This window comes from Streptomyces sp. Z423-1 (genome assembly GCF_013009255.1).
Taxonomy (GTDB): Bacteria; Actinomycetota; Actinomycetes; order Streptomycetales; family Streptomycetaceae; genus Streptomyces; species Streptomyces gossypiisoli.
Genome location: NZ_CP053109.1, coordinates 3565959 through 3587748 on the forward strand (window position 1 = coordinate 3565959; position 21790 = coordinate 3587748).

A 21790-nucleotide genomic window follows, 5' to 3' on the forward strand; every position below is an offset into this window, starting at 1 on the left:
TTGTTCCCCGTTCACCTATCCCCCGAAGGGCTGTTCCCGGCCGACATGTGCCCGTGGCCGACGGCCTGCTCCGCACCGATCTCCGCATCGACATCGCTATCGACATAGACGCGCGGAACGCGCGTACCGATGCGAGTCACGATCTCGTACGCGATCGTCCCCGCCGCCTGCGCCCAGTCCTCGGCGGTGGGTTCCCCCCGGTCACCGGGCCCGAAGAGCACGGCCTCCGATCCCGGCGGCGGCTCGTCTCCCCCCAGGTCGACGACGAACTGGTCCATCGCGATCCGCCCCGCGACGGTCCGCCACTTCCCGCCGATCAGCACCGGCCCGGTCCCCGAGGCGTGCCGCGGGATGCCGTCGGCGTAACCGAGCGGGACGAGGCCGAGGGTGGTCTCCCCGGCGGTGGTGTACCGATGGCCGTAACTGACCCCGTGCCCCCCGGGCACATGCTTGACCAGCGCCAACGACGCCGACAATGTCATCACCGGCCGCAGCCCGAAGTCGGCCGGGGTGCCGATCTCGGGGCTGGGCGAGATCCCGTAGAGCGCGATTCCCGTCCGTACGAGGTCGAAGTGGGCCTCGGGAAGGGTGAGGGTGGCGGGCGAGTTGGCGATGTGCCGCACCTCGGGGCTGAGGCCCTCCCCCTCGGCGTACGACACCATCTCCCGGAAGCGGCCGAGCTGCACGGCGATGGACGGATGCCCCGGCTCGTCGGCGCAGGCGAAGTGCGACCACAGCCCCGTGACCCGGACCAGCCCCTCGCCCTCCGCCCGCGCCGCCTCCGCCACGAGTTCGGCCCAGTCGTCGCCGGGCTGGCAGCCGTTGCGCCCGAGCCCGGTGTCGGCCTTGAGCTGCACGCGCGCGGGCCGCCCCGCCTGCCGGGCCGCCTCGGTGACCTCGCGCAGGGCCCACATACCGCTCACGGAGACGTCGAGATCGGCCTCGATGGCCGCGCGCCACGGCCCGCCGGGCGTCCACAGCCAGCACATGATCCGGACATCCGCCGGAATCCCCTCGGCCCCGCGCAGCGCCAGGGCCTCCTCGGGCGTGGCGGTCCCCAGCCAGCCGACGCCCGCCGCCACGGCCGCACGCGCGCACGGCAGCGCCCCGTGGCCGTACGCCTCGGACTTCACCACGGCCATCACGGCCGCGCCGGGCGCATGGGCACGCAGCGTCCGCACATTGGCGCGCAACGCGGCAAGATCGATCTCGGCGCGAGCGCGCAGCGGGGCGGTGCTCGGCAGCGGTGCTGTGGTACTCATCGCGCCCAGTGTCTCAGAGGGGTCGGACATCCCTTCGACACCGGCCCCACCGCGGGCCCCAGGGAGCGACCTACGTCCCCGGCCTCCGCCCCCACACGTACACCCGGTCCCCCTTCTTCAGTACGCCCCACAGCCTGCGCGCGTCCCCCACCCGCAGATTGACGCATCCGTGCGACCCGACCGTGGTGACCCGTCCCGTCCCTGGGAGGGCTGCCGCCCTCAGCCCCCCACCGGCCCCGCACCTACCACTCACAACATCCCGCCAAGCCCCCGGAACCGCCCCCGCCACATCCAGCGCCCCCACCGGCGCCCCATCCGCCGCGAACCTCCCGGCCAACCCGTGCAGATACGCCCCCACACTCCCCGCATCCCGAGCCGAAAGCCCCGCCGCCAGCAACGACCCCGCAAGCCCCGACAACACGTCCCCACTCCCGGCCGTGGCCAGCCACCCGGTCCCGGTCGCATTCACCCGTACGGGCACCCCACCCCCCGCCTCGGCCACCAACGTCGTAGACCCCTTCAACAAAACAGTCGCCCCATAACGCCCCGCCAACTCCCGCACAGCAGCGAGCCGAGCCCCCTCGACCTCCTCCCGGCTCACCCCCAGCAACGCCGCCGCCTCCCCCGTATGCGGAGTCATCAACGTCGGCGCACTCCGCCCCCGCACAGCCCCGACCTCCGCCAACCGCAACCCGTCCGCATCCACCAGCACCGGCACATCGGCCCGCAACACCTCGCTCACCGTGCCCGCGTCGTCCCCGGCCCCCGGCCCCACGACCCACGCCTGCACACGCCCCGCCCGCCGAGGCCCCTGATCCGACACCAACGTCTCGGGAAACCGAGCGATCACCGCATCCGCAGCAGGCCCGACGTACCGCACGGCCCCCGCCCCACCCCGCAGCGCCCCGGCCACGGCCAGCACAGCGGCCCCCGGATACCGAGCCGACCCGGCTGCGATTCCCACAACCCCTCGCCGGTACTTGTCACTCTCAGGAGCAGGCACCGGCAACAGCGCAGCGACATCCGCATGCTGCAGGGCCTCCAACTCACCGCCCCCACCCGGCAACTCCAGCCCAATCTCGACAAGCCGCACCGACCCGGCGTACTCCCGCGCAGGATCGACCAGCAACCCCGGCTTGTGCGTCCCGAAGGTCACGGTCAGATCCGCCCGGACAGCCGGCCCCCGCACCTCCCCGGTATCGGCATCGACACCACTCGGCAGATCAACGGCAACCACAGCCGCCCGAGCCCGAGCCCGAGCAGCAGCCTCCGCCAATGGCACGGCCTCGGCCCGCAGCCCTCCCTTCCCCCCGATCCCCACAATCCCGTCGACAACGAGATCAGCCCGCTCGATCAACCCCTCAGCACCCGCGACCCCCGCGACAGAGCCCCCCGCCCGCCGCAACGCCGCAAGCCCACCCCCGTGAGCCCGCTCCGGCGACAGCAACACAGCCGTCACCCCGGCCCCCCGCCGAGCCAACCGCGCCCCGGCGTACAGCGCGTCGCCCCCGTTGTCCCCGCTCCCGACCAGCAGCACCACCCGGCTGCCGTACACCCGCCCCAGCAACTCCGCGCAGGCAGCGGCAAGCCCGGCCGCGGCCCGCTGCATCAACGCCCCCTCCGGAAGCCGCGCCATCAACTCCCGCTCAGCCGCCCGGACCGTCTCCACGTTGTACGCAGTACGCATACGCCCGAGTCTCCCGCAGACCACTGACACCGTCGCACCCATTGACGCTTTGCCACGCCATTGCCAAACTCACCACCCCCACAGGATGAATCGATTCAGTCGAACGCTTTCGACACCCGGATCGCTTCAGCCCCACTCGACCGGAGGACCCACCCCCCATGGGACGCAGAGCCGCACGCCCAGCACTCGCCGCACTCCCCCCACTTCCCGCGCTCTCCAGGCGAAGGCCCGCGGCATTGGCCACCGCCGCAGCCACCACCGCCATCGCCCTCCTCACCACCGCAGGCGCCCTGACGGCCCCGGCCAAGGCCGAGGCGGCCACCGCCGCCCCCGCGGCGGCCTGCGGCGAGGGCTCGTACCAGGCCGAGGCGGTCCTGAACGGCAGCACCTGGACCGCCCGCCGAGGCGGCACGACGGTCTACACCGGCACGGACCTCCGCTCCGCGGTCCAGGCGGCGGTCAACAGCCTCACGGCCGGCCGAACCGCCAAGGAGCGAGTAGTAGTACGAGGCTCAGGCTCGATGTCGGCCGGTTCCCGCATCTCGCTCCCGAGCTACACGACCCTCGACGTCTGCGGCACGATCAACGTCACCGGCAGCGGCAGCGGCGACCAGGCCCCGATCTACTCCCGAGGCACCCGGGACGTGGAGGTCCAGCACCTCAACGTCACCGGCACACCCCTGTACGGCGTCTTCATGCGCAACGTACAGAACGTGATCCTCGGTCAGATAGACATGCGCCTGTCGCGCGGCCTGGGCATCCGCATAGACAACCGCGGCAACACGTCCCAGTGGACGCGCAACGTCCGCATGGACAACGTGTACGTCTCCGGCGCATCAAGCCACGCGGTCGAAACCTACGGCGTGGACGGCATAACGATCGGCACGGTGACGGCCCGCAACGTAGGCGAGTCGGGCCTGCTCCTCAACCAGACGATCAACGCCACCGTCACGAGGGTCGACGCGGAGAACGCGGGCACCGGCACCGGCTACGCGGCCTTCCGCATGGCCAACCGCAACGGCCGGGTGGGCAGCGGCTACCCCACGAACATCCGCGTAGGCGAAGTGATCGCGCGGGGCGGCGGCCGAGGCGTCTTCTGCGTCTCGGAGAGCGGCGGCGCGACGATCGACCGGGTCACGATCTCCAACACCGGCAACAACTCGGTCCTGATCGAGAACTGCTACAACGTCAACCTCGCGGCCCAGAGCGGCAGTGTCACGGGCGGTGGCGAGATGCGCCTGGCCGCCCGCTCGGAGTTCCCGAACAACAGGGACATCATCATCCAGAACCTGACGGTGACCAACTCGGCGATACGGGAGAGCCCCTGCGGCGAGAACACGACCTTCCGCAACAACCGCCTGGTCAACAGCAGCCAGTCGATCTGCTGACGTCAACCGCCGAGGATCGTTTCACCCCTCGGCGATGACGACAGCCGAAGCCACCCCGGCGTCATGGCTGAGCGACACATGCCATGACCGCACACCCAACTCGGCCGCGCGGGCGGCCACGGTCCCGGTCACCCGGATCCGCGGCTGCCCGCTGCCCTCGACGTAGACCTCGGCATCGGTCCAGTGCAGCCCGGCCGGCGCCCCGAGCGCCTTGGCAAGCGCCTCTTTAGCCGCGAAGCGCACAGCAAGGGAGGCGATCCCACGCCGCTCCCCACTGGCCAACAGCAACTCACTCTCCAAAAACAACCGATCGGCCAGCCCGGGCGTACGCTCCAACGCCGCCTGGAACCGGTCGATCTCCGCGACATCAATACCGACCCCGATAATGCTCACCTGGGCACCCTACGACCCGTTCGACACTCGCAGGATCGGACCCGACTGCGCGCCCCGGGCCTCACCGGCTGGGAACCGTCCACTGGTCAGCCATGTTCAGGAGCGCTCGGGGGAGCCTCCGGGGCCGCGTCGAACAGGTCTTCCGCATGCTCCACGGTGCCGGCCCGGTCGAGCCAGTCGTTGAGGCGGTCGAGGTCGGTACAGGTGCTGATGCGTTCGCGAACCTCATCGGAGACCGCGAGCCCGCGCACTTCCAGCACGCGCAGAATTCCCTTGGCCTCGCCCTTGGCCTCGCCCTTGGCCTCGCCCTCGGCTTTGCCGTCGAGGTAGGCCCGCTCCATGACGGTGCCCCGGCCAGGAAAGTAGTTGACGAACGTCATGATGATTTTCCTCCATTTTTCTCCGGCGGGAGTACCAGCCAGGACAGCGTCCATGAACTGAACGATGAAGTCCGAGTCCTCAGGAGGCAGCCCCTTGGAGCCACGGGCCAGTGCCTCCAGTATGGCCTCGATATGAGGGCTGTTGGCGTGTGTCAGCGCGGAGAACGCCGCCATGGCAGGCTTCTCTGCGGCCGTTCTCTCGTCCGTGATCACCGGAACGTTGTCCGGGCCCACGACCAAGGGATACGTTCGCTGGACGGTCCAGCCACGGGCTGCGCAGTCGAACGGGCCCGCAGCCCACTTCGCCGTGGCCCGGTCCCGGCAGGCCACGATCAGCAGTACCGGCAGTCCGTACTTGGACTGGAGGTACGCGACGTAGTACGGCCAGCTCAGCTCCTTCTTGGGGTTGCGCTTTTCCTGGGACTCGATAGCCAGGAGGAAGGCGTCCCCGTCGGCGGGGCTGACCCGCAGCACCGTGTCGACGTAGCGGGCCATCGGCTTGGCCTCCGTCACGTCGGAGACGATCGCGTCCACCGTCGGCTTCTCGGGTAACTCGATGCCGAGCAGCTGAAAGATGGGCGTGAGGATCTCGGGCCGCTCCTGGAAGATGCGGTGCATGCCCTCGTGAGCTGATGTGACCATGTGCGCAACCCTGCTGGGCCGAAGGGGCGGATTGGCGGGCGATCGGGATACGTTCACCCTTTCGGGCGGCGACAAGACGTTCACGCCACCGCGGCCAGCTCGCACCACACGAACTTGCCCCGGTTCCCGTCCCTGGCCAGCGGCTGCCACCCCCACACGTCAGCGCAGGCCCGCACGAGCGCCAGCCCCCGGCCGTCCTCCACCTCGCCAACCTCGTCGAACGGCCGCGGGGGCTCGGGCGGTTCAGGGTCCGCGTCCCACGCCCCGATCCGCAGCACACCGTCCGACCAGCGCACCCGTAGGGCAGCGGGCCCCTTGGTATGCCGTACGGCGTTGGCGACCAGCTCGGTCGCCAGCAACTCGGCGACGTCGACGAGCCGGATCAGGCCGTGCAGGGTGAGGATCAGGCGAAGCGTGCGGCGGCTGACGGTGACCGCACGCAGGTCGTTCGGGATGTGGAGGGAGTACTCCCAGGACTCGTTTTCGGGCATGCGTGAACTCCGTTCGGCGGGAGAGGGGTCGTCGTGGGGGGGGGCGGTGTCATTGCCGCGTCCGTCTTGGCAGGACGAAACGGTGCGCTTCCGACACCCCGGCGTTCCGCAGTGTGTGCGTCGCATCACCGACAGTAGATATAAACCTAGAGACGCAGCAAGCCGATCGCGTAATCTGACGCCGAACGAGTCGCACCCAAAGGCGGGTTGAACCTAGGAGCAGTCGAGACTCTTGAGGCGCGAACCAACGGCACGCCAGATGCGTCTGGCCACTGAACTGCGCAGGCTGCGCGAAGCGGCAGGCCTCAACGCCCGGCAGGCAGCAGCACTACTCGGCGTGAGCCCCGCCCAGATCACCCACATTGAGTCCGCACTCGCGGGAGTGAGCGAGAAGCGGCTTCGCCGCCTTGCCTCCCACTATGCCTGCACGGACGAGGAGTTGATCGATGCCCTGGTCGCGATGGCCACCGACCGAACACGCGGCTGGTGGGAGGACTACCGGGGCTTGCTGCCCACGCCGTTCCTGGATCTCTCCGAGCTGGAGCACCACGCCAAGTTTCAACGGCACGTGGCCATCCTGTTCGTGCCGGGCCTGCTGCAGACAGAGGACTACGCGCGTGCCGTCTTCTCATCCAGGCTGCCCGAACTCACGGCTGATGAGCTTGAGTTGCGCATCCGGCACCGAATGACACGCCAGCAGATCACCATCCCGTACGAAGTGGTGATCCACGAGGCGGCGCTGCGGATCAGGGTCAGCGACCGTGCCACCTCGAAGGCTCAACTGGCCAAGCTCCTCGAGCTCTCCGAGGAGGATCACATCACCGTGCGCGTCATTCCCCTTGACCTGGACGGCTTCGCCAGAGCCTCAAGCACGATGACGTACGTGGGCGGCCCCTTGCCGAAGCTGGACACAGTGGTGCGTGACGCCCCGCATGGCTCAGTCTTCATCGATTCCGATGCTCAACTCAGCCTCTATCGAATGAGCTTCCGTAAAGTAGAGACAGCGTCCCTCGAACCCGAACGGTCGCGCGAATTCATCCACAGGTTGACGAAAGAGCTGTGAGGCATGGACAACTGGCGGAAGTCGTCCTACTCGGGCGAAGGGGACGGCAACGAGTGCGTGGAGATCGCGAACTCCCCCACCCACGTCGCCATCCGCGACTCCAAGGCCCCGGCCAGGGCCACCCTCACCTTCCCGACCGGAGCCTTCGCCACGTTCATACAAGCCCTCAAGAACACCCCCGCCCCCTGACACCGCGATGAGCCTTCTCGACAGACTGACCGGCACGAGGTACCCCGCCGACGGCGTCGCACGGCTGCCCACCATGGAGCTCCGGTCCGCCTTGCTCGGCATCAACGGCACGGGTGTCCCGTTCGCCGTACGCAACGCCCGCCCCTCCGAGAAGGCCGGCCTGGTGGCGGAGTGGCGCATGCTGGAACCTGCCGTCGGCTCCTCCGTCACCCGCAAACAATTGGAGCGAACTCACACGACCCTGATGCGCCTGATCCCGTCGAAGCGCGAGGTCCGAACGATCGTCGAGCAGCGGGAAGTGACGTGGACCGGGGTCTCACCCAGGCTGGCCACATCACGCAAGTACGGACGCGGCCCCCAGATAACGACGGTCTCCTGGGAATGGACGTACGAGCACGGAGCCGACGGCCGACGCTGATGGGGATCTTTGGAATCGGCCAGGGGTGCTCGTCGCCTCATTCGGTACGACGTTCTACGAGTGGAGAGCTTCAGCGAGCGTCACGCTCCTCGCTGGGCCGGGTCGCGCGCGGGCTAGGGTCGGCGCGTTGGGACCACCAGCAAGAGAGGACGCCATGCCGCCAGGGGACGCGCAGCAGGACACCGCCGAGGACCAGCCGACCGGGCCCCGGCCGCTGGCTCCACTTCCCTGCGATGTCGAGGCCGTCTTTCCGGAGTTGATCGGTACGGCGCGGGATGTCACCCTCCTCTACCCCCGGGCCGGGCAGCCGGGACCGGGTGACAGTTCTATCGGCGGGCCGCTGCTGTGGCCGGCCGACGAGCCCTGGCCGACGTGCGCCGAACCAGGCCACTACAAGCCGCTCGACCCGCCCGTCAGGCCGGAGCCGGTCGCGATGGTCCCGGTAGTCCAGCTGTACGCACGGGATGTGCCCGGCCTTGTCTTCCCCGCCGGCACCGACCTGTTGCAGATCCTGTGGTGCCCGCTCGTTCATGAGGACGACCAGTACGCGGCCGGCCCCCGGCTCCATTGGCGCAACGCGGCGCTTACGGCCGCCGACGCCATCGCCGGGGAGCCGCCTCGCCCGCATACCGCGGACGAGGACTACCTGCCTCGCCCATGCACCGTTTCCCCCACTCCGGCCGTGGAGTACCCGAACTGGGACCTGCCGGAGGGACTCAGCGAGTTGCTTGACCAGCGGTTCGAGGCCCTGAAGGCGGAAAAGGGCTACGACTACTTCGAAGTTGCCACCACGCAACAGAGCAAGGTCGGGGGCTACCCGGGGTGGACTCAGCCGCCCGACTGGCCCGACTGCGCAGGCTGCGGCACCCGCATGGAACACCTGCTCAGCGTCACCGCGACGGAGCCGGGCATGGGCCGGTGGCTCCCTCTGAATGACTGGGCCTCCAGCCAGGATGAGACCGCGACTCCGTGCTGGATGGCCGAGGCCGATCCCGCCGCCCTCGACGCCTTCGGGCACGACATGGCCCTGGGCGACCTCGGCGGCATGTACTTCTTCGTCTGTCGCGGCTGCCCCGACACCCCCTGCACCCACCGCTACGACTGCTGAGGCCCGCACGGTCGAGTCGCGCGCCCGCGATGCAGTTGGCCACCGGCAGCCTCTCCGTTGGCGGCTGGCTGCAGGGTGCGGCTTTGTCTGGGGAATCCAGCCGAGCAACTCTGGAGCCACGCCGAGCACCTGGTGAGGAGATTCAGATATCGCCATCACGCCACAAGGTCAAGACATTCCACTTCGACTCCCGTGAAATGCAGAACCCTCTGCGGGACACAGTCCTCGCCGCGGGCTGGACCTGGCGAGGAGCCCTGTTCAAGCTCTGACCTGCGCCAGAAAGCCCCCGGCACACCTCACCCCTGATCAGACGGCACCACTACAGGAGCCGTCATCTCCACAGGATCCCCCGGCTCCCACTCCGCCGAACTCCACTCCGGCGTAGGCGACGGTCGCGGCGGCGCAGGCAAGGGATTCGGCCCCCGGTTCGGATTCTGCGGCACACCGCCACCCTCACCGGCTCCCCCCACCGCACCACCGGAGCCACCCGATCCCCCGGGACCCCCGTCCTCCACCGAAGAAGCCGGCGCCCGCCCCACGGAAGCACCCTTCGACGGCGTAGGCGTAGGCGCAGCCACAGGCGCCGCCGACTTGGACGGACTGGGCGAGGAGGAAGGCGAAGCCGTGCCGCTCTTCCCCGTCCCCGACACCGAAGCAGACGGCATCACCGACTGCCCCACCCCAGTCTTCTGGCCAGTCCCAGCCCTCTCACCAGCGGAACACCCAGCCAAGCCCAGCACAATCAGGCCCGACACCAGCCCCACCGCCCCCACCTGCGACGCACGACCACCGACAACACTCCGTCGGCGAGCCCAGAACATCCCCACCAAGCGTCCTTTCAAGGTAGCTGCCGAAATCACGGCTCGACCGTGCCTACCGGCTCGAATGTCGGTTGGCCTTGGAGCAGTGGCACTTCCAGCTCACCTCGGAGCGCCTTCCACAAAAAATCCGTGAACGACATCCGCAACGACACCCACTGCCCCATCTCAACGACGACGAACCAATCCGTGTATCCAGCATCCGGCGGAGCCAGGAAGACGTGGTTTCCGGATACCGACCGGGCAACAGGAATACATCCGCCAGGCTCTGGATGGACAGAATACGTGTACAGCTCCGGAGCATTCCGGGACAGCTCCGAGTACGCGTAGGAAGCCTGCTCCCAAAGCGACTCGAGGCGAAGCCCCTCATGCCCGCCAACCGCTCTGGGATGAAACAGATACAACTGATCATTTAGACACCCGGGTCCATATGCCGTGACAAAGCACTTGTAGTCGTCAGGGAACGCCACCCCGGAACGCGCCTCGACCACCGTCCAGTCCTGTTCCACATCACCGTTGACAAACGGCCGCCCCAAAAGTTCACGAAAGCGAGAAACATGCACTAGACACCCGGACCTGCAGTCAAACATCGGGGCCCATCCTCCTGTCAGTCGTCAAACGAAAGGTCGGCATAGGGATCAGGCTCTCCCGTCCATGGATCTATTCCGGCGTCATAAAGTCGCTGCTCCTGCCTGTGGTTGATGAACCGAGGAGAGCGACTTCCCCAAAGAGTCGAGTCACTCAGCGGGCAATCGTCGAACTCCTGGAAAAACAACCCGCACAGGAATCCGCTCATGGGCAGGTCGTATTCGACCCACCGCGGCGAGGACTTCTGACGTCGCCAGACAAGGATGGGCCACCGGTCGGGATCCTCGTGCTCCGTTTTCCAGCAGATGATGTCCGCGGCAACAGTCACTCCCCAAGCCAGGACATGCGCAGTACCCGCGGTCCACAAGCCAATGGCGTTACGTGTCTCGCCCGCGACGCCCCCTTGGCCAACGTCGTCCGGCTCATTGGGCACCAGCACTGAAAATGAATCATCGATACCCCCAGCCCCATAGTGCGACATGAAGGCCACATAGTCCGAGGGGAACCCGAACCCCCAAGCTGACCGGAGTGCCTCCCAATCGACCTGCTCGTCCTCACCCTGGTCGGTTCGCATCACCGACAAGAGGCGAGCCAGGTCGCCAGGCGGAAGAGAGCTCATGGCATGGATCCGATCGGCTGGGGGATACCGTTGTGCGTCACGGTACCTAGATTTCTCCGCTGTTGCTTCGACGGGCTGTACAAGGAGTTGGGAGGACCGATGTATTGGGGGAGTGACCGAATAGCGCGCGATCTCCCCCGAGTCGAACTCCCACAACTCGACCGATGTGGCGCTGAATCATTGGTCATCAGCGGCTGGTTCTGCGTCGTAGGGCTCGAATTCGATGTAGTCGAGGGGGTCCTCGTCGCGACGTCCGAGCGGGGGCAGGCCCTCGGTCGCGAACCGGCCGCGCAGCCACTCCAGCAGTGTTTTGGTGAGGTCGGTGTTGAGCGGTGGGCCTTGGTCGGCATGGCGCGGTACAACGATCAATGGCCAGTCGTCCGGCGTGGCACCTTCGGTCAGCCAGCACAGTTGGTCGCCGTCGATGGAGTCGGCGAAGGGCAGGAATCCGCCGGGCTCGGGATAGACAGCCAGGGGATGATACTCAGGGAACTCGGCTCGCTGCCCCTGGTAGGTCTCCGCGTACCACTCGGCCCACGGTGCGAGCGCGTACTGGTCCTCGCCGAAGGGGATGTTAAAGCGCAGCCAGCCGCACCAGGTGCCGGCCCCGTACCGCTCCATCAGTCGTACGTACTCGCCGGGCAGACGTGTACCCAGCCGTTCGTACAGCCAGTTCCAGTTGTGCTTACCGAGCGCGGGTGTCTCCGGCGGCGGGACGAGTGCGATCAAAGTCTCCAGTCCGCTGCCTGTGGTGAGCGCCGCCCGCTGCTGAGCGGTTGGCTCCGGTCGCCGTGGCGGCGGTGTCCACGGGGTGCGCTCCAGGTCGGTTTGCATGCCACTTCGGGCGGCCACCGGGCGCATGCCGTCGGCCACGAGCCGGGCCAGCGTCGGTACGAGCGGGGTCGCGAAGCGCCGCCAGGGGTCGCGGCCCGCGTTCTCGTCGTCCTGACAGTGCATGACGACCGGCCACTGGTCGGGGTCGTCGGATGCTGTGGTGTCCCAGTAGAGGGTATCGGCGGTACGGGTGGCGCCGAAGGGTAGGACGCCGGGGGCGTTACGCCGAGTCTGCTGGACCCAGGCCCCATAGTCGAACCAACCGCGGTTCACGCATGGCATGTGAAGCCAGAGCCAGGCGCCAATGTCGAGTGGGCCGTACACGGCGGCGATGGCCTTGTAGTCGGCGGGCAGGCTCGTCCCCAACCAGGACTCGACTGCCGTCCAGTCGACAGGTACGGCGTAGTCGGCCGGCGGATCGCCGAAGATCTCGGCGAAGGCGTTGACATGCGGGTCTGAAGCATTCACGGGTCTATAGACCTTTACCGGTAGCGAACGGGTGTTGACCGGGAGGGCGGGGAAGTAGATCGACCTCAATCGGATGTAATACTCAGCGACATCCACGGTCGCGTGGATGACTGGCGGTTCGGCCGCAGGGCGGAGGCCGGCGCAGGTACGGGGACCGGTAGGTGCTGGCGGCCATCATCTCGCATTTCGGACGATGCCCCCCTGCCGCTGGCCTGTTGCTCAGCATCGCCCCATACCAACGAGGCGACCGATTACCTGGCTGCCACCATGGCGATGCTTGGACCGGCCCAGAACCGCTATGCACAGCCGTCGGCATGGAGCGCCTCTACGCCGATCTCGGCAGACGGTTTGCCGCCCGACTACCGGGTGATCGTCGACGCATACGCCCCGATCCAGCTCAACGGCCACCTGTACCTGTCCCACCTCGCGACCGAGCGCTGGAACCTGGCCCAGTGGATCCGGGACACCATCCACGCGTGGTCAGAAGTGCCCTGGGATGAGCTTGACCTCGACGCGGACGAGGACCCCCGCCGGCTCTTCGGACTCGAGGAGTTGAGCTTCGGCACCCGCAACGGCCTATGGCCGATCGCGTGCACCGACCGAGGAGAGACGATCTTCCTTGACGCAGCCGCCGATGCCACGAGGCTCGTGGTCAACTATGGCGAAACCTGGGCAGAGCACCGCCTGAGCTTCACCGAATGGCTCCATCGCTACCTGATCGGCGAAGACATGACCGGTCCCAACAGCTCGGCTTTCTATCCAGGCCCTGTGAAACTGCAGCATCTCCCGATGTCTGCCGGCGAACATCATCCCGAGCCTTGGTACGGCCCAGACCGCGGGATGTGTGGCGCTGGCACTCACCGGCAGGGACAGCCCCAAACGAGATGACCTCTTTTGCGGGCGGGTGGTACCGCTACGCGTTCAATCAAGCGTCTCAAGCGAGTGAGTGGCAGGCCACTCAGGCATCCAGTCCGCAGCCAGCCTCCCTTCGAAAATTTCCACGAGCCAGTCAGCCAGAGCTAGGTCAGATTCGTACCAGTCACCCCAGTCCTTACGAAATGCGGAGACGGTCCAAAATCCACTTCCGCGATCTTCAAGGAAAAGCCTGTCCCCATCGATCGAGTGTCCCCAGTGCAACATCCCACTGGCGTCGGGGATCACAGGCCGCGGGATTTTGCGCGACTTCCCTTCCCTTACATAGGAGCTCATCCAGTCACCTTTCGGAACCATGGAGGCCGGCCCGAAGATGAACAAGAAGTCGCTCACCATACAGTCTCCGTACAGGAGACCGACATCCTTGACATCGGAAGGGACCGTGATATCCCACTCACGCTCAACGGCCGCGAAACTTCGCCCTTCACTCCAGGGAGACGGTCCCAGAATACGCCGCAGTTCATCCAGTTTTGAGCCCACTCAAATCACCCGACCAGCACCTGTGGGTCCCATTGACGTCATTGTCGAATCACATCGGACGCACGCACCCAACCGCTCGTGGCCAGACTCGACACCCAGCCCCAATGCTTCCAACCGCGAAAGCACGACCCGGGCCCGTTGGTCAACCACCAAAATGCCCACCACCACCTTCCCGCACCGAACGCCCGGAGCATCGGCTCACCCTACAGACCAACCTCATCAGACTCGTACAGTCTCCCAGGTACGACCGGCCGAAATCTCATATCACCGGGCTTTCCGGCGCGGACTGCCACAGCGGCTCCCGTGGTGGCCAGCCCCGAGGGAGCCTCCGCGCCACCAATAGTTCCATCAGGAATTCGGTGACACCTCCGTCGAGCATCAGGAACTCGGGGCACTGACGGAATGCAACGGCAACCCGCCACCGGCCGCAATCCGGGTCTGGAAAGAGCAGGCAGACATCCCCGTTCCAGTGGTGATATGCCCACGGAACAATACGTTTCCATACGGCCGTCAAGATGGGCGGAATATCCCACACATCTCCGTAGGCCTCCTGAAAGCTACGCCTCTCTTCCCGCATAAAATCAAGAAGGGGGTCAGCACCTTCGGGATGTGGGACGAACAGGTGACCATAGAGGATGGCGTCACCGTAGCCGTTCACGAATTCCTTGTAGTCCGCAGGCAGATCACGCCCAAGCCACTCTTCCACAGCGCGCCATGATTGCGGCGCTGCTGGACGAAGGCGCTGCCGCCCGCCCAGTAGCGACTCAAAAGAAGACATCGAACTCATTCATCCAGCCGCTCGGTCATTGCAGGTTACGCCAGCTCACGAACTCATGCCGGTCCCCGGCCGGGAGCCGTTCGCTGAAAGGGCTCACCTCGCCGGTCATGACCGCCACCAAGAACGACGCCATACCGCCCGCGAACACCGTCCAGCGGTTCATCCCGTGCGGCGCCTGCCTCCCGAAGACGGCCACCCGCCAGTCGTCGGGAGCGCCATCGTGCAGCCAGAACGCGACATCGCTGCTCGCCGAGTCCGCAAAAGGCAGCAGTGGAGGTCGTGCACTACCCGGCAAGAGGGCGCCCAACTCTTCGCGGTCCCGGTCTGAGAGAGCAGGATCGACTCTGTCCAGAAGATCCCCGTACGCCGAGCCGGGAACCGGCGGAGTGCTGACGGACAGGTACTCGTCGATCTCGCCGCCACCGTACGACTCCACGAATTCGCGGTAGTCGGCCAGCAACGCCAGACGCGTCGTCCGCTCGACCTCTTCCCACACCACCGCGTCCCCGCCGGAGATAGGGGGTGGAAGCAACTCGCGCAGGCGGGCAACAGCGGGGTGGGGCAAACGAGGTCCCTTCGGGTAGGTGGAAGGCCAGTCTCACGGCGGCGTTGAGGCCGGCGACGAGGGCGGTGTGCTCGTTCGTGACGGCCAGTTGCCGTGTCGTGCCCGTGGACAGGGAGAGCAACGTGCCCTCCGGCGCACGGTTGTTGTGTCGGTGCCGTCGCCCGCGAGGTTGTCGGAGCCTCCGGTCGTAGGCGAAGCTCGTCGAGCCGCGGGCCTCGCACTACCGCCGCCACTCCGGGCGTCTGCCCGGGCCGCACGCCTTGATCAGCGGAACACCCAAACCGCTCCCAGCATGGCCAGACCCGACACCAGCCCCACCGTGCCCAGCGTCGCGCACCTTACCGGCCAGTCTCAAACTTCAAACCAATGCGAAGTGGGCCATTCCGGCATCCAGTCCACAGCCAACCGACCCGCAAACACTCCCACCAGCCAATCGGCGATGGACTCATCAGACTCGTACCAGTCTCCCCAGTTTCGCCGAAAAGCAGAGACAATCCATTTACCGCCTCCTTGATCCTCAAGGAAGAACTGGTCCCCTTCGATGGAGTGTCCCCAATGAAGCATTCCACCGGCGTCAGGTAGCACAGCTTTCGGGATCGCAGGATGACCCTCCCGAACAAATTCACTCATCCATAGACTCTTTTCGACCATGCACTCAGGCCCGAAGACGAAGATGAAATCAGAGATCATCACATCTCCGTAGAGGGAACATACCCCTTTCACCTCCTGCGGCAACTCGACACCCAGCGCGGCCTCTATCGCGCTGAAACCGCCGCTCTCACCTCTCCGAGGAGGCACCCCCAGCAAATCCTTCAGCCGCTCTACGGAAGACACTCTTCCTCCATCTCAAGTTCACCAACAACTGTATGCGGCTGCAACAACGTTATCGAATTCACACCGAACTTCCTTCGCTCCGAATGAAATGAATCTGACTTGACAACAACGTCCTCTGCTTCCTTGTACATGCGGTCATTGGCCACGTGCTCGGTTTCCCTTTGACAGTCAGGCAGCCCCGGCAATGGGAAAGACAGGGCTGGCCGGGGAAGTGGAGTGCAATCCGCTCGGGTCAGGCTGGCGAACGCTCCTGTCGCAACACACTGACCTGCATGCTCTCGGCGCGGCAGGTACACGACGTTGCCCTTGGAGTTGAAGCCCGCTCCCGTATCACACCTGTTGCTCCGGTTACTGTCAGGCCCTTCGACGGCGGCGTCGCCGCCTCCTGCTGGAGCAGCCGGTCGCGCAACGATCGGATCGAGCGCATTAAGATCACCCGGCTCGAATGGCGCCGCCGTTCCCAGAGGTCGGCCTCGCGGGTCGCGGTGACGGCCCGATCGAGGAAGCGGGTGGTCCGTCGGTGTTGGAGCACAGTTTGAGGCCCCGGTGGAGATGTTCGGAGAACTCGACGCCGCGCGTGTCCAGGACGCGCAGGATGGCTGCCGCCCAGGCCGCGCGGTACCCCGCGGCCAAACCTGAGACCCACGGCTCGAGGTGCTCCCGGGCCTCGCCCTCTGCGCCGGCGCGAATCCGCGCCACCATCCTGTTCGCTGTTCTGGGCGAACCAAGTTCAGTCGAATCTGTGCAGCGGCCTGCCTGTCCATGGGTCCACACCCGCGTCGAGGGATCGCTCCTCGTCCCTGAAGTTCAGGAATCTGGCGCTCCGCACTCCCCACAAGGCCTCGTCGCTCACTGGGCACTCGGAGAAGTCACCCCGCAATAGTCCCAGGAGGAATTCCACCATTCCGCGGTCGTGGACCCTCCAACCTCCGCCCTGACGCTCCCACACCGCAACGGGCCATGTGTCCGGGTTGGAACCTGACGCCACCCAGCACAGGGCGTCGGCGCTGTTCGTCTGTCCCCAGACAAGCATGTCTTCCAGTCGGTACGTGGAGCTTGCTCCGGACTCCTGCCACGTATTCATCGACTCCGACCGGAGGGCGTTGACCGGCAGGCGCCCCACCGTCAGCGGTGCACTTGCCGATCCAGGGCGCGGAATCCACACATACAAGCTTTCCTCGATCGATCCGGCGCCAAATGTCGAGACAAACTCCCGGTAGTCGCCCGGGAACGATGTCACACCGAGTTCGGCCGCCGCTGCTTCCCAGTCGACCGTGTCCCCTGCTGCTCCCCCTTCGTAGAGCAAAGACATAGCGTCCCTCAGTTGTTCCAGTGCGTCGCGCATGGCGCCTTCCTCGTCCAGCGGTTCATGATCCTCTCCCATTTCGCCGCACACCGTCTAAGGTGTGGCCCCGGTCGGCACAGGAATCCCCTTATGCGTAACTAAGCCGATGTTGTACCAGTTCTTGAACTTATTGCTATACATCATGTTCGGCACCGGGATGTCCAGCGAGAGGCGAGGCTTGCCATTCAGGGTGCCGTGCGCAGTTATCTCGTAGACAACTGGTACGGTCCTTGGCCCCACGTACGCCGGGGTCACCTTGTAGTGCACAACCTGTCCCTGATCAATCGCGGCCTTCACCCGGCTCTCGAAGAAGGCCATGTGATCGACGACCCCCGGGTCGGTCGCTGCGACGGGGTAGGAGTTGGCCGATCGCGCACACGTGGACAGGTTCTCCGACTTCAGGCCGTCACCGCTCAGGCTCTTACCGAGGAGATGGCAGGCGTTGACCCATTCCCCCGGAGGCCGGTTGCCCAGGTAGCCAGCATAGTCACGAGCCCACTCGTATCCAGAGGGAGCCACCTCCTTCCAATTGGTAGCAGATCCCGGGTGGGTCTTGAGGTAGGCGCTGTCGAGGCAGGCTTCCACACCTGTGGCACGACTGCCGTGCGCGCTGTCCAGGTCGCCGTACTCCACCCAGCCCTCGCCATTGCGGCGACAGTCCTGGTCGTCACGGTTCCGGGTGGCCGAGTCGCCGCCGTGCCCGGGCGCGGTCTCATACGCCTCCTGCGGGTCCGGCGTGTACGAGGCGTCGTACAGGCCAACTGTCTGATTGAGCATCGCGCGCTGGTCGATGACGACAGCGCGTTCGAGGGACCGCTGCTGGATGCGCGCGACGTCGACGCGCGGCTTCGGGGCAGGTCTCGTGGGCGCCGGTGTCGGGTTCTTGCCGCGGTTCGGGTTCTGAGGGGTCGGCGGCTTGGGCGGGCGGGTGGTGCCGGTGCGCATGGTTCCGCCATTGCCACGGGTGGTTGCGCTGCCGCGGTACGGGCTGTACGTGGTGCATCCGTACGTACAGCCGCGGTTACCTCCACCCCCTCGGCCCGCGCCGGTCCTCGTGCTCGGTCGGACCGAGGAGCGGGTGGTCTCGATGCGCTGCAGCTCCATCTGGTTCCTGCGGGCCTGTGCCCGGCTGATGGAGGTGGAGCGGCCGCGGCTGGTGGAGGTGCGCGTCCGGCTGCTCGGACTGCGGCCGGTGTGTCCCTTCGGAGCGATGTCGTGGGCCCTGCGCCCCACCCCGCGCACCCCGGAACCCACCAGCCGTGAGCTGTATATGCTCCCGCCTCCGCACGCACAGACATGTCCCGTCGGATCCGTCCCGTTGACCGGATCGTCGTTGGCGTAGGCGTACCGGTTGGCCTGGGCCGACGGGCTCGGGTCGAGCTGCCAGGTGTCCCGCGAGGCGAAGGAGCCCGTGCCCGGCTGGTACCAGCGAGCCGCCATGTTGACGTCGCCGGTGGCGGGGTCGGTGTAGCCGGACTGGTAGCCGACGGCGGGGGTGGTGCCGTTGGTGGCGGTTTCCGTGCCGAAGGGGTCGTAGGCCGTGGAGCCGGTGACCTGGGTGGCGTCGGCGTTGAGGCCGGCGACGAGGTCGGTGTGCTGGTCCGTGACGGCCAATTGCCTGGTCGTGCCCGTGGACAGAGCGAGCAGAGTGCCCCCCGGCGTGCGGTTGTACGTGCTGGTGCCGTCGCCCGCGAGGTTGTTGGAGCCGCCGTCGTAGGTGAAGGTCGTCGAGCCACGGGTCTGGACCCGGTCCAGGGAGTCGTACGTGTACGCCGTGTCCCCGTCGGTGATCTTACGTTCGAAGGCGTCGAAGGTCAGCGTTCGCGCGCTGCCGCTGCCCCCAGTGACCGACGCCAGCGTGCCGCGCGCGGAGTACGTGAACTGCTTCGCGCCGTCGGTGAGTCGACGGTTGCGGGCGTCGAAGGTCGCCGTCGTCGTCCCTGCCTTGGTGCGGTTGCCCGCCGCGTCCCACTCGTAGGACGTGGTCGTGCCGTCCTTCGTCCAGGAGGTCAGGCGGCCCGCGTGGTCGTAGCCATAGGAGTTGTTCCCGGCCCCCGCCGTGCCGGTCGTCTTCTTGGACGTCAGGTTGTCGTCCAGGTCGTAGCCGTAGGTGAGGGAGGCGACGGTCGTCGTGCCGTCGGGGCTGGTGACGGTGTCGCCGTCGAGGCGGCCCAGCGCGTCATACGTATAGGTGCGCTTGGCGGTGACGGTGTACGACGTGCCGTCGGCGGCCTTCGTGGCGTACTGCTCCAGTCGCGGCCGGCCGGCGGCATCGAAGTCGTACCAGATGTCCTTTCCGGTGATGGAGTCCCAGGCCCAGTCGATGCGTCCGGCGCTGTCGTAGCCGTAGCTCGTCGAGACTTGGCCGGTTTTGCGTTCCGTGACGTTGCCGTCGGCGTCGTAGGTGTAGCTGGAGGTGCCGCCCGGTCCCTGGGCGGTCAGCAGCTGGCCGCGGTCGTTGTAGGTGTAGGTGTTCCGAGTGAGGCCGTCCGCCGTGGCGACGGCGGTGAGGCGGCCGGTCAGGTCGTACTCCAGGATGCGGTCCCTGGTGGCCGCCTCCGCGCCGGTGCCGGTCTCGTGGACGAGGCGGCCCAGGCCGTCGTAGGTGCGCCCGCGCTTGACCCCGCCGGGGAACAGCTCGGTGACGGGCTGTCCGGCCTGGTCGTAGACGGTGGTCCAGGTGCGGTCGGCGGCGGCCGGGTGGGCGCTCGTGGACGGTTCGATCGTGGACTCGGGCAGGCCCCAGGCGTTGAAGGTGTGGACGGTGGTGTTGCCGCGCCCGTCCGTCAGCCGGGTGCGGTTGCCGGCAGCGTCGTAGCCGAACGTCGTCGTGATCGACTGACTGCCGGTGACCGGCTCGACCTGCTGGGTCATCCGGCCGAGCGCGTCGTACGCGTATGTCGTGCGCGCCTTGGTCTGCGGGGAGATCACGGCGGTGCGGTTGCCCTCGGCGTCGAACTCGGCTTCGGACGTGCGCAGTGCAGTGGTACCGGTACCGTAGCCGGTGATCGCGGTGACGTTGTCGAGGGCGTCGTACGTCGTCGTGGTCCGGCGGTTCGTCGCGTCGGTGGTCTCCGTTTGACGGCCGAGGCCGTCGTAGGCGAACCGGGTGGTGCCGGCCGCGTCGGTCACCGACAGGACCTCGCCCGCCGGGGTGTGGGTGGCGGAGGTGGTGCGGCCCGAGGGGCTGACGGATACGGTCTGGTTGCCTGCGTCGTCCCAGGCGTAGCGGCTAGTCAGGTTCAGAAGGCTCGGGTACCGCTCGACCGTGGTCGCGGTGAGCTGCCGGCCGAGTTCGTCGTATGTGGCCTCGCTGCGCGCGCCCGTCGGATCGGTCACCGACAGTTGCAGGCCGGTCGGGGTCCAGGTGTAGCGGGTGACTCCGCCGCCGTCCGCGCTCGTGGACGCGAGCAGAGCCGGGTCACTGCTCTCGGTCGCCGCCAGGGCCGCGGCGGCGTCGGCCACCGGGTCGGTCCTGCTGGTCAGTTGGCCGAACTGGTCGTAGCCGTAGCGGGTGATACGGCCCAGCGGGTCGGTGACCGTCTGCGGCAGGCCGAGCGCGTTGTAGGTGGCGCGGGTCGTTGCCGTGAGAGCGGCCGCGACGCCCGGCGGGCTGTAGTCCGGCAGGGTCACCGCGGTCGTACGCCCGAGGCGGTCGACCTCGGTACGCGTCACCTTGCCGCGCTCGTCCTTGCTCTCGGTCGCCTCGCTGAAGGTGTTGTAGCCGGTCAGCGTGGTGGGCCGCACCGTCGTCGCCGCACCGCCGTTCTCCTCGGCCTGCACGGCGGGGGCGGTGCCCTGCACCAGGCGGCCCAGGGCGTCGTACCGGTAGGTGGTGGTGTACGCGGACGCGTCGGCACCGGTGACGTTGCCGCGCGGGCTGACAGTCGTCAGGGGCAGGCCGCGGTCGTCGTAGGTGTGCGTGGTCGTGTGCGTGCTGGTGCCGTCGGTGACCGTCTCCTTCGTGACGTTGCCCGCCGCGTCGTAGTAGAACGTCGTGGTCAGCTTTCTGTCCGCGGTGATCGACTGGGTCTGCTCCTTCACCCGGTCGTCGCCGTCGTAGGCGTAGGTGCTGGTGCGGTTCAGGCCACCAGGGTCGAGGACGCTGGTCTCGGTGCGCCCGAGGGCGTCCACCGTGAACGTCTCGGTGGTCTTGCCGCCGCCGGTGACCTGCTTGGTCAGGTTGCCGGCCGGGTCGTAGGTGTTGGCCTCCAGCACGATGTCGCGCCGGCTGCCGTCGGACTGGGTGACCTGCTTGGCCGTGGTGGTGGCGGGCAGCCCGTCGTCGAAGTACGTGTACGCCGTCGTCGCGCCCATCGCGTCCGTGCTGGAGGCCAGGCGTCCGGCCGGGTCGTACGCGTTGGACACCACCGTCAGGTCCCGCACGGTGCCCGAAGGATCGCCGGTCCAGTCGTTCAGAATCGTCTCGGCGTGCTGGCCACGCGGGGTGTACGTGTAGGTGAGGTGCGTACCTGCCGGGTCGGTCATGCCACTGACCCGGCCGAAG

At 67.1% G+C, this 21790-nt stretch carries 19 protein-coding genes; 6 read left to right on the forward strand and 13 right to left on the reverse strand.

The window, feature by feature from the left end; all coding sequences use genetic code 11:
• Window positions 1-11 precede the first annotated feature (11 nt).
• Window positions 12-1262, reverse strand: a complete 1251-nt coding sequence (alr, locus tag HJD23_RS15915) for an alanine racemase (RefSeq protein ID WP_171117486.1) — start codon at window positions 1260-1262, stop codon at window positions 12-14.
• Window positions 1263-1332: 70 nt separating this feature from the next.
• Window positions 1333-2949 (reverse strand): NAD(P)H-hydrate dehydratase, encoded by a 1617-nt coding sequence (locus HJD23_RS15925; RefSeq protein ID WP_180686305.1) that lies wholly within the window; start codon window positions 2947-2949, stop codon window positions 1333-1335.
• 158 nt (window positions 2950-3107) lie between these two features.
• Between HJD23_RS15925 and HJD23_RS15930 the strand changes: the two genes are divergently transcribed.
• Complete coding sequence (locus HJD23_RS15930; protein ID WP_240980726.1) at window positions 3108-4337, forward strand: hypothetical protein; 1230 nt, start codon at window positions 3108-3110, stop codon at window positions 4335-4337.
• 21 nt (window positions 4338-4358) lie between these two features.
• Here the strand turns inward: HJD23_RS15930 and HJD23_RS15935 are convergent, their stop codons facing one another.
• From HJD23_RS15935 to HJD23_RS15945, 3 genes are all read right to left on the reverse strand, one after another.
• Entirely contained in the window at window positions 4359-4730 is a 372-nt protein-coding gene (locus HJD23_RS15935; RefSeq protein ID WP_141309656.1) for a holo-ACP synthase, read from the reverse strand.
• Between the two features lie 86 nt (window positions 4731-4816).
• The gene (locus HJD23_RS15940) at window positions 4817-5752 is read right to left on the reverse strand and encodes a hypothetical protein (RefSeq protein WP_232107874.1); all 936 of its coding nucleotides are present in this window, start codon (window positions 5750-5752) and stop codon (window positions 4817-4819) included.
• Window positions 5753-5832: 80 nt separating this feature from the next.
• Entirely contained in the window at window positions 5833-6243 is a 411-nt protein-coding gene (locus HJD23_RS15945; protein WP_171110461.1) for an ATP-binding protein, read from the reverse strand.
• Window positions 6244-6502: 259 nt separating this feature from the next.
• Between HJD23_RS15945 and HJD23_RS15950 the strand changes: the two genes are divergently transcribed.
• The 4 genes from HJD23_RS15950 (at window position 6503) to HJD23_RS15965 (ending at window position 9021) form a co-directional block, all read left to right on the forward strand.
• Window positions 6503-7306, forward strand: a complete 804-nt coding sequence (locus HJD23_RS15950; protein WP_171110462.1) for a helix-turn-helix transcriptional regulator — start codon at window positions 6503-6505, stop codon at window positions 7304-7306.
• 3 nt (window positions 7307-7309) lie between these two features.
• Window positions 7310-7495, forward strand: a complete 186-nt coding sequence (locus HJD23_RS15955) for a DUF397 domain-containing protein (protein WP_171110463.1) — start codon at window positions 7310-7312, stop codon at window positions 7493-7495.
• A gap of 7 nt (window positions 7496-7502) precedes the next feature.
• On the forward strand, window positions 7503-7913 hold the full coding sequence (locus HJD23_RS15960) for a hypothetical protein (RefSeq protein ID WP_171110464.1): 411 nt from the start codon (window positions 7503-7505) through the stop codon (window positions 7911-7913).
• 154 nt (window positions 7914-8067) lie between these two features.
• Window positions 8068-9021, forward strand: coding sequence for a hypothetical protein (locus HJD23_RS15965; protein ID WP_232107873.1), 954 nt, complete (start codon window positions 8068-8070; stop codon window positions 9019-9021).
• Between the two features lie 1425 nt (window positions 9022-10446).
• Here HJD23_RS15965 and HJD23_RS15970 read toward each other — a convergent pair.
• Complete coding sequence (locus HJD23_RS15970) at window positions 10447-11046, reverse strand: hypothetical protein (protein ID WP_180686302.1); 600 nt, start codon at window positions 11044-11046, stop codon at window positions 10447-10449.
• A gap of 177 nt (window positions 11047-11223) precedes the next feature.
• On the reverse strand, window positions 11224-12444 hold the full coding sequence (locus tag HJD23_RS15975) for an SMI1/KNR4 family protein (RefSeq protein ID WP_171110465.1): 1221 nt from the start codon (window positions 12442-12444) through the stop codon (window positions 11224-11226).
• Between the two features lie 171 nt (window positions 12445-12615).
• Between HJD23_RS15975 and HJD23_RS15980 the strand changes: the two genes are divergently transcribed.
• Complete coding sequence (locus tag HJD23_RS15980; RefSeq protein WP_171110466.1) at window positions 12616-13236, forward strand: SMI1/KNR4 family protein; 621 nt, start codon at window positions 12616-12618, stop codon at window positions 13234-13236.
• Between the two features lie 33 nt (window positions 13237-13269).
• On the opposite strand, the gene HJD23_RS15985 is transcribed toward HJD23_RS15980, so the two are convergent.
• From HJD23_RS15985 to HJD23_RS44995, 6 genes are all read right to left on the reverse strand, one after another.
• The gene (locus HJD23_RS15985; RefSeq protein WP_171110467.1) at window positions 13270-13617 is read right to left on the reverse strand and encodes a hypothetical protein; all 348 of its coding nucleotides are present in this window, start codon (window positions 13615-13617) and stop codon (window positions 13270-13272) included.
• A 403-nt stretch (window positions 13618-14020) separates the two neighbouring features.
• Complete coding sequence (locus tag HJD23_RS15990; RefSeq protein ID WP_171110468.1) at window positions 14021-14539, reverse strand: SMI1/KNR4 family protein; 519 nt, start codon at window positions 14537-14539, stop codon at window positions 14021-14023.
• Between the two features lie 25 nt (window positions 14540-14564).
• Window positions 14565-15035 (reverse strand): SMI1/KNR4 family protein, encoded by a 471-nt coding sequence (locus HJD23_RS15995; protein ID WP_240980727.1) that lies wholly within the window; start codon window positions 15033-15035, stop codon window positions 14565-14567.
• Between the two features lie 420 nt (window positions 15036-15455).
• Complete coding sequence (locus HJD23_RS16000) at window positions 15456-15938, reverse strand: SMI1/KNR4 family protein (RefSeq protein ID WP_171110470.1); 483 nt, start codon at window positions 15936-15938, stop codon at window positions 15456-15458.
• A gap of 730 nt (window positions 15939-16668) precedes the next feature.
• A complete protein-coding gene (locus tag HJD23_RS16005) occupies window positions 16669-17283 on the reverse strand; it encodes a hypothetical protein (RefSeq protein ID WP_171110471.1) in 615 nt (204 codons plus the stop codon).
• A 54-nt stretch (window positions 17284-17337) separates the two neighbouring features.
• Entirely contained in the window at window positions 17338-21771 is a 4434-nt protein-coding gene (locus HJD23_RS44995; RefSeq protein WP_346770308.1) for an RHS repeat-associated core domain-containing protein, read from the reverse strand.
• Between the last annotated feature and the right edge of the window lie 19 nt (window positions 21772-21790).

Excerpts from the sequence above, each read along its gene's own strand:
- alr (WP_171117486.1), bottom strand. The coding sequence starts at position 1,262 with ATGAGTACCACAGCACCGCTGCCGAGCACCGCCCCGCTGCGCGCTCGC.
- HJD23_RS15945 (WP_171110461.1), bottom strand. The coding sequence starts at position 6,243 with ATGCCCGAAAACGAGTCCTGGGAGTACTCCCTCCACATCCCGAACGAC.
- HJD23_RS15925 (WP_180686305.1), bottom strand. The coding sequence starts at position 2,949 with ATGCGTACTGCGTACAACGTGGAGACGGTCCGGGCGGCTGAGCGGGAG.
- HJD23_RS15970 (WP_180686302.1), bottom strand. The coding sequence starts at position 11,046 with ATGAGCTCTCTTCCGCCTGGCGACCTGGCTCGCCTCTTGTCGGTGATG.
- HJD23_RS15940 (WP_232107874.1), bottom strand. The coding sequence starts at position 5,752 with ATGGTCACATCAGCTCACGAGGGCATGCACCGCATCTTCCAGGAGCGG.
- HJD23_RS15985 (WP_171110467.1), bottom strand. The coding sequence starts at position 13,617 with ATGGTGAGCGACTTCTTGTTCATCTTCGGGCCGGCCTCCATGGTTCCG.
- HJD23_RS15930 (WP_240980726.1), top strand. The coding sequence starts at position 3,108 with ATGGGACGCAGAGCCGCACGCCCAGCACTCGCCGCACTCCCCCCACTT.
- HJD23_RS15950 (WP_171110462.1), top strand. The coding sequence starts at position 6,503 with ATGCGTCTGGCCACTGAACTGCGCAGGCTGCGCGAAGCGGCAGGCCTC.
- HJD23_RS44995 (WP_346770308.1), bottom strand. The coding sequence starts at position 21,771 with ATGACCGACCCGGCAGGTACGCACCTCACCTACACGTACACCCCGCGT.
- HJD23_RS15990 (WP_171110468.1), bottom strand. The coding sequence starts at position 14,539 with ATGTCTTCTTTTGAGTCGCTACTGGGCGGGCGGCAGCGCCTTCGTCCA.
- HJD23_RS15960 (WP_171110464.1), top strand. The coding sequence starts at position 7,503 with ATGAGCCTTCTCGACAGACTGACCGGCACGAGGTACCCCGCCGACGGC.
- HJD23_RS16005 (WP_171110471.1), bottom strand. The coding sequence starts at position 17,283 with ATGCGCGACGCACTGGAACAACTGAGGGACGCTATGTCTTTGCTCTAC.
- HJD23_RS15980 (WP_171110466.1), top strand. The coding sequence starts at position 12,616 with ATGGCGATGCTTGGACCGGCCCAGAACCGCTATGCACAGCCGTCGGCA.
- HJD23_RS15965 (WP_232107873.1), top strand. The coding sequence starts at position 8,068 with ATGCCGCCAGGGGACGCGCAGCAGGACACCGCCGAGGACCAGCCGACC.
- HJD23_RS15955 (WP_171110463.1), top strand. The coding sequence starts at position 7,310 with ATGGACAACTGGCGGAAGTCGTCCTACTCGGGCGAAGGGGACGGCAAC.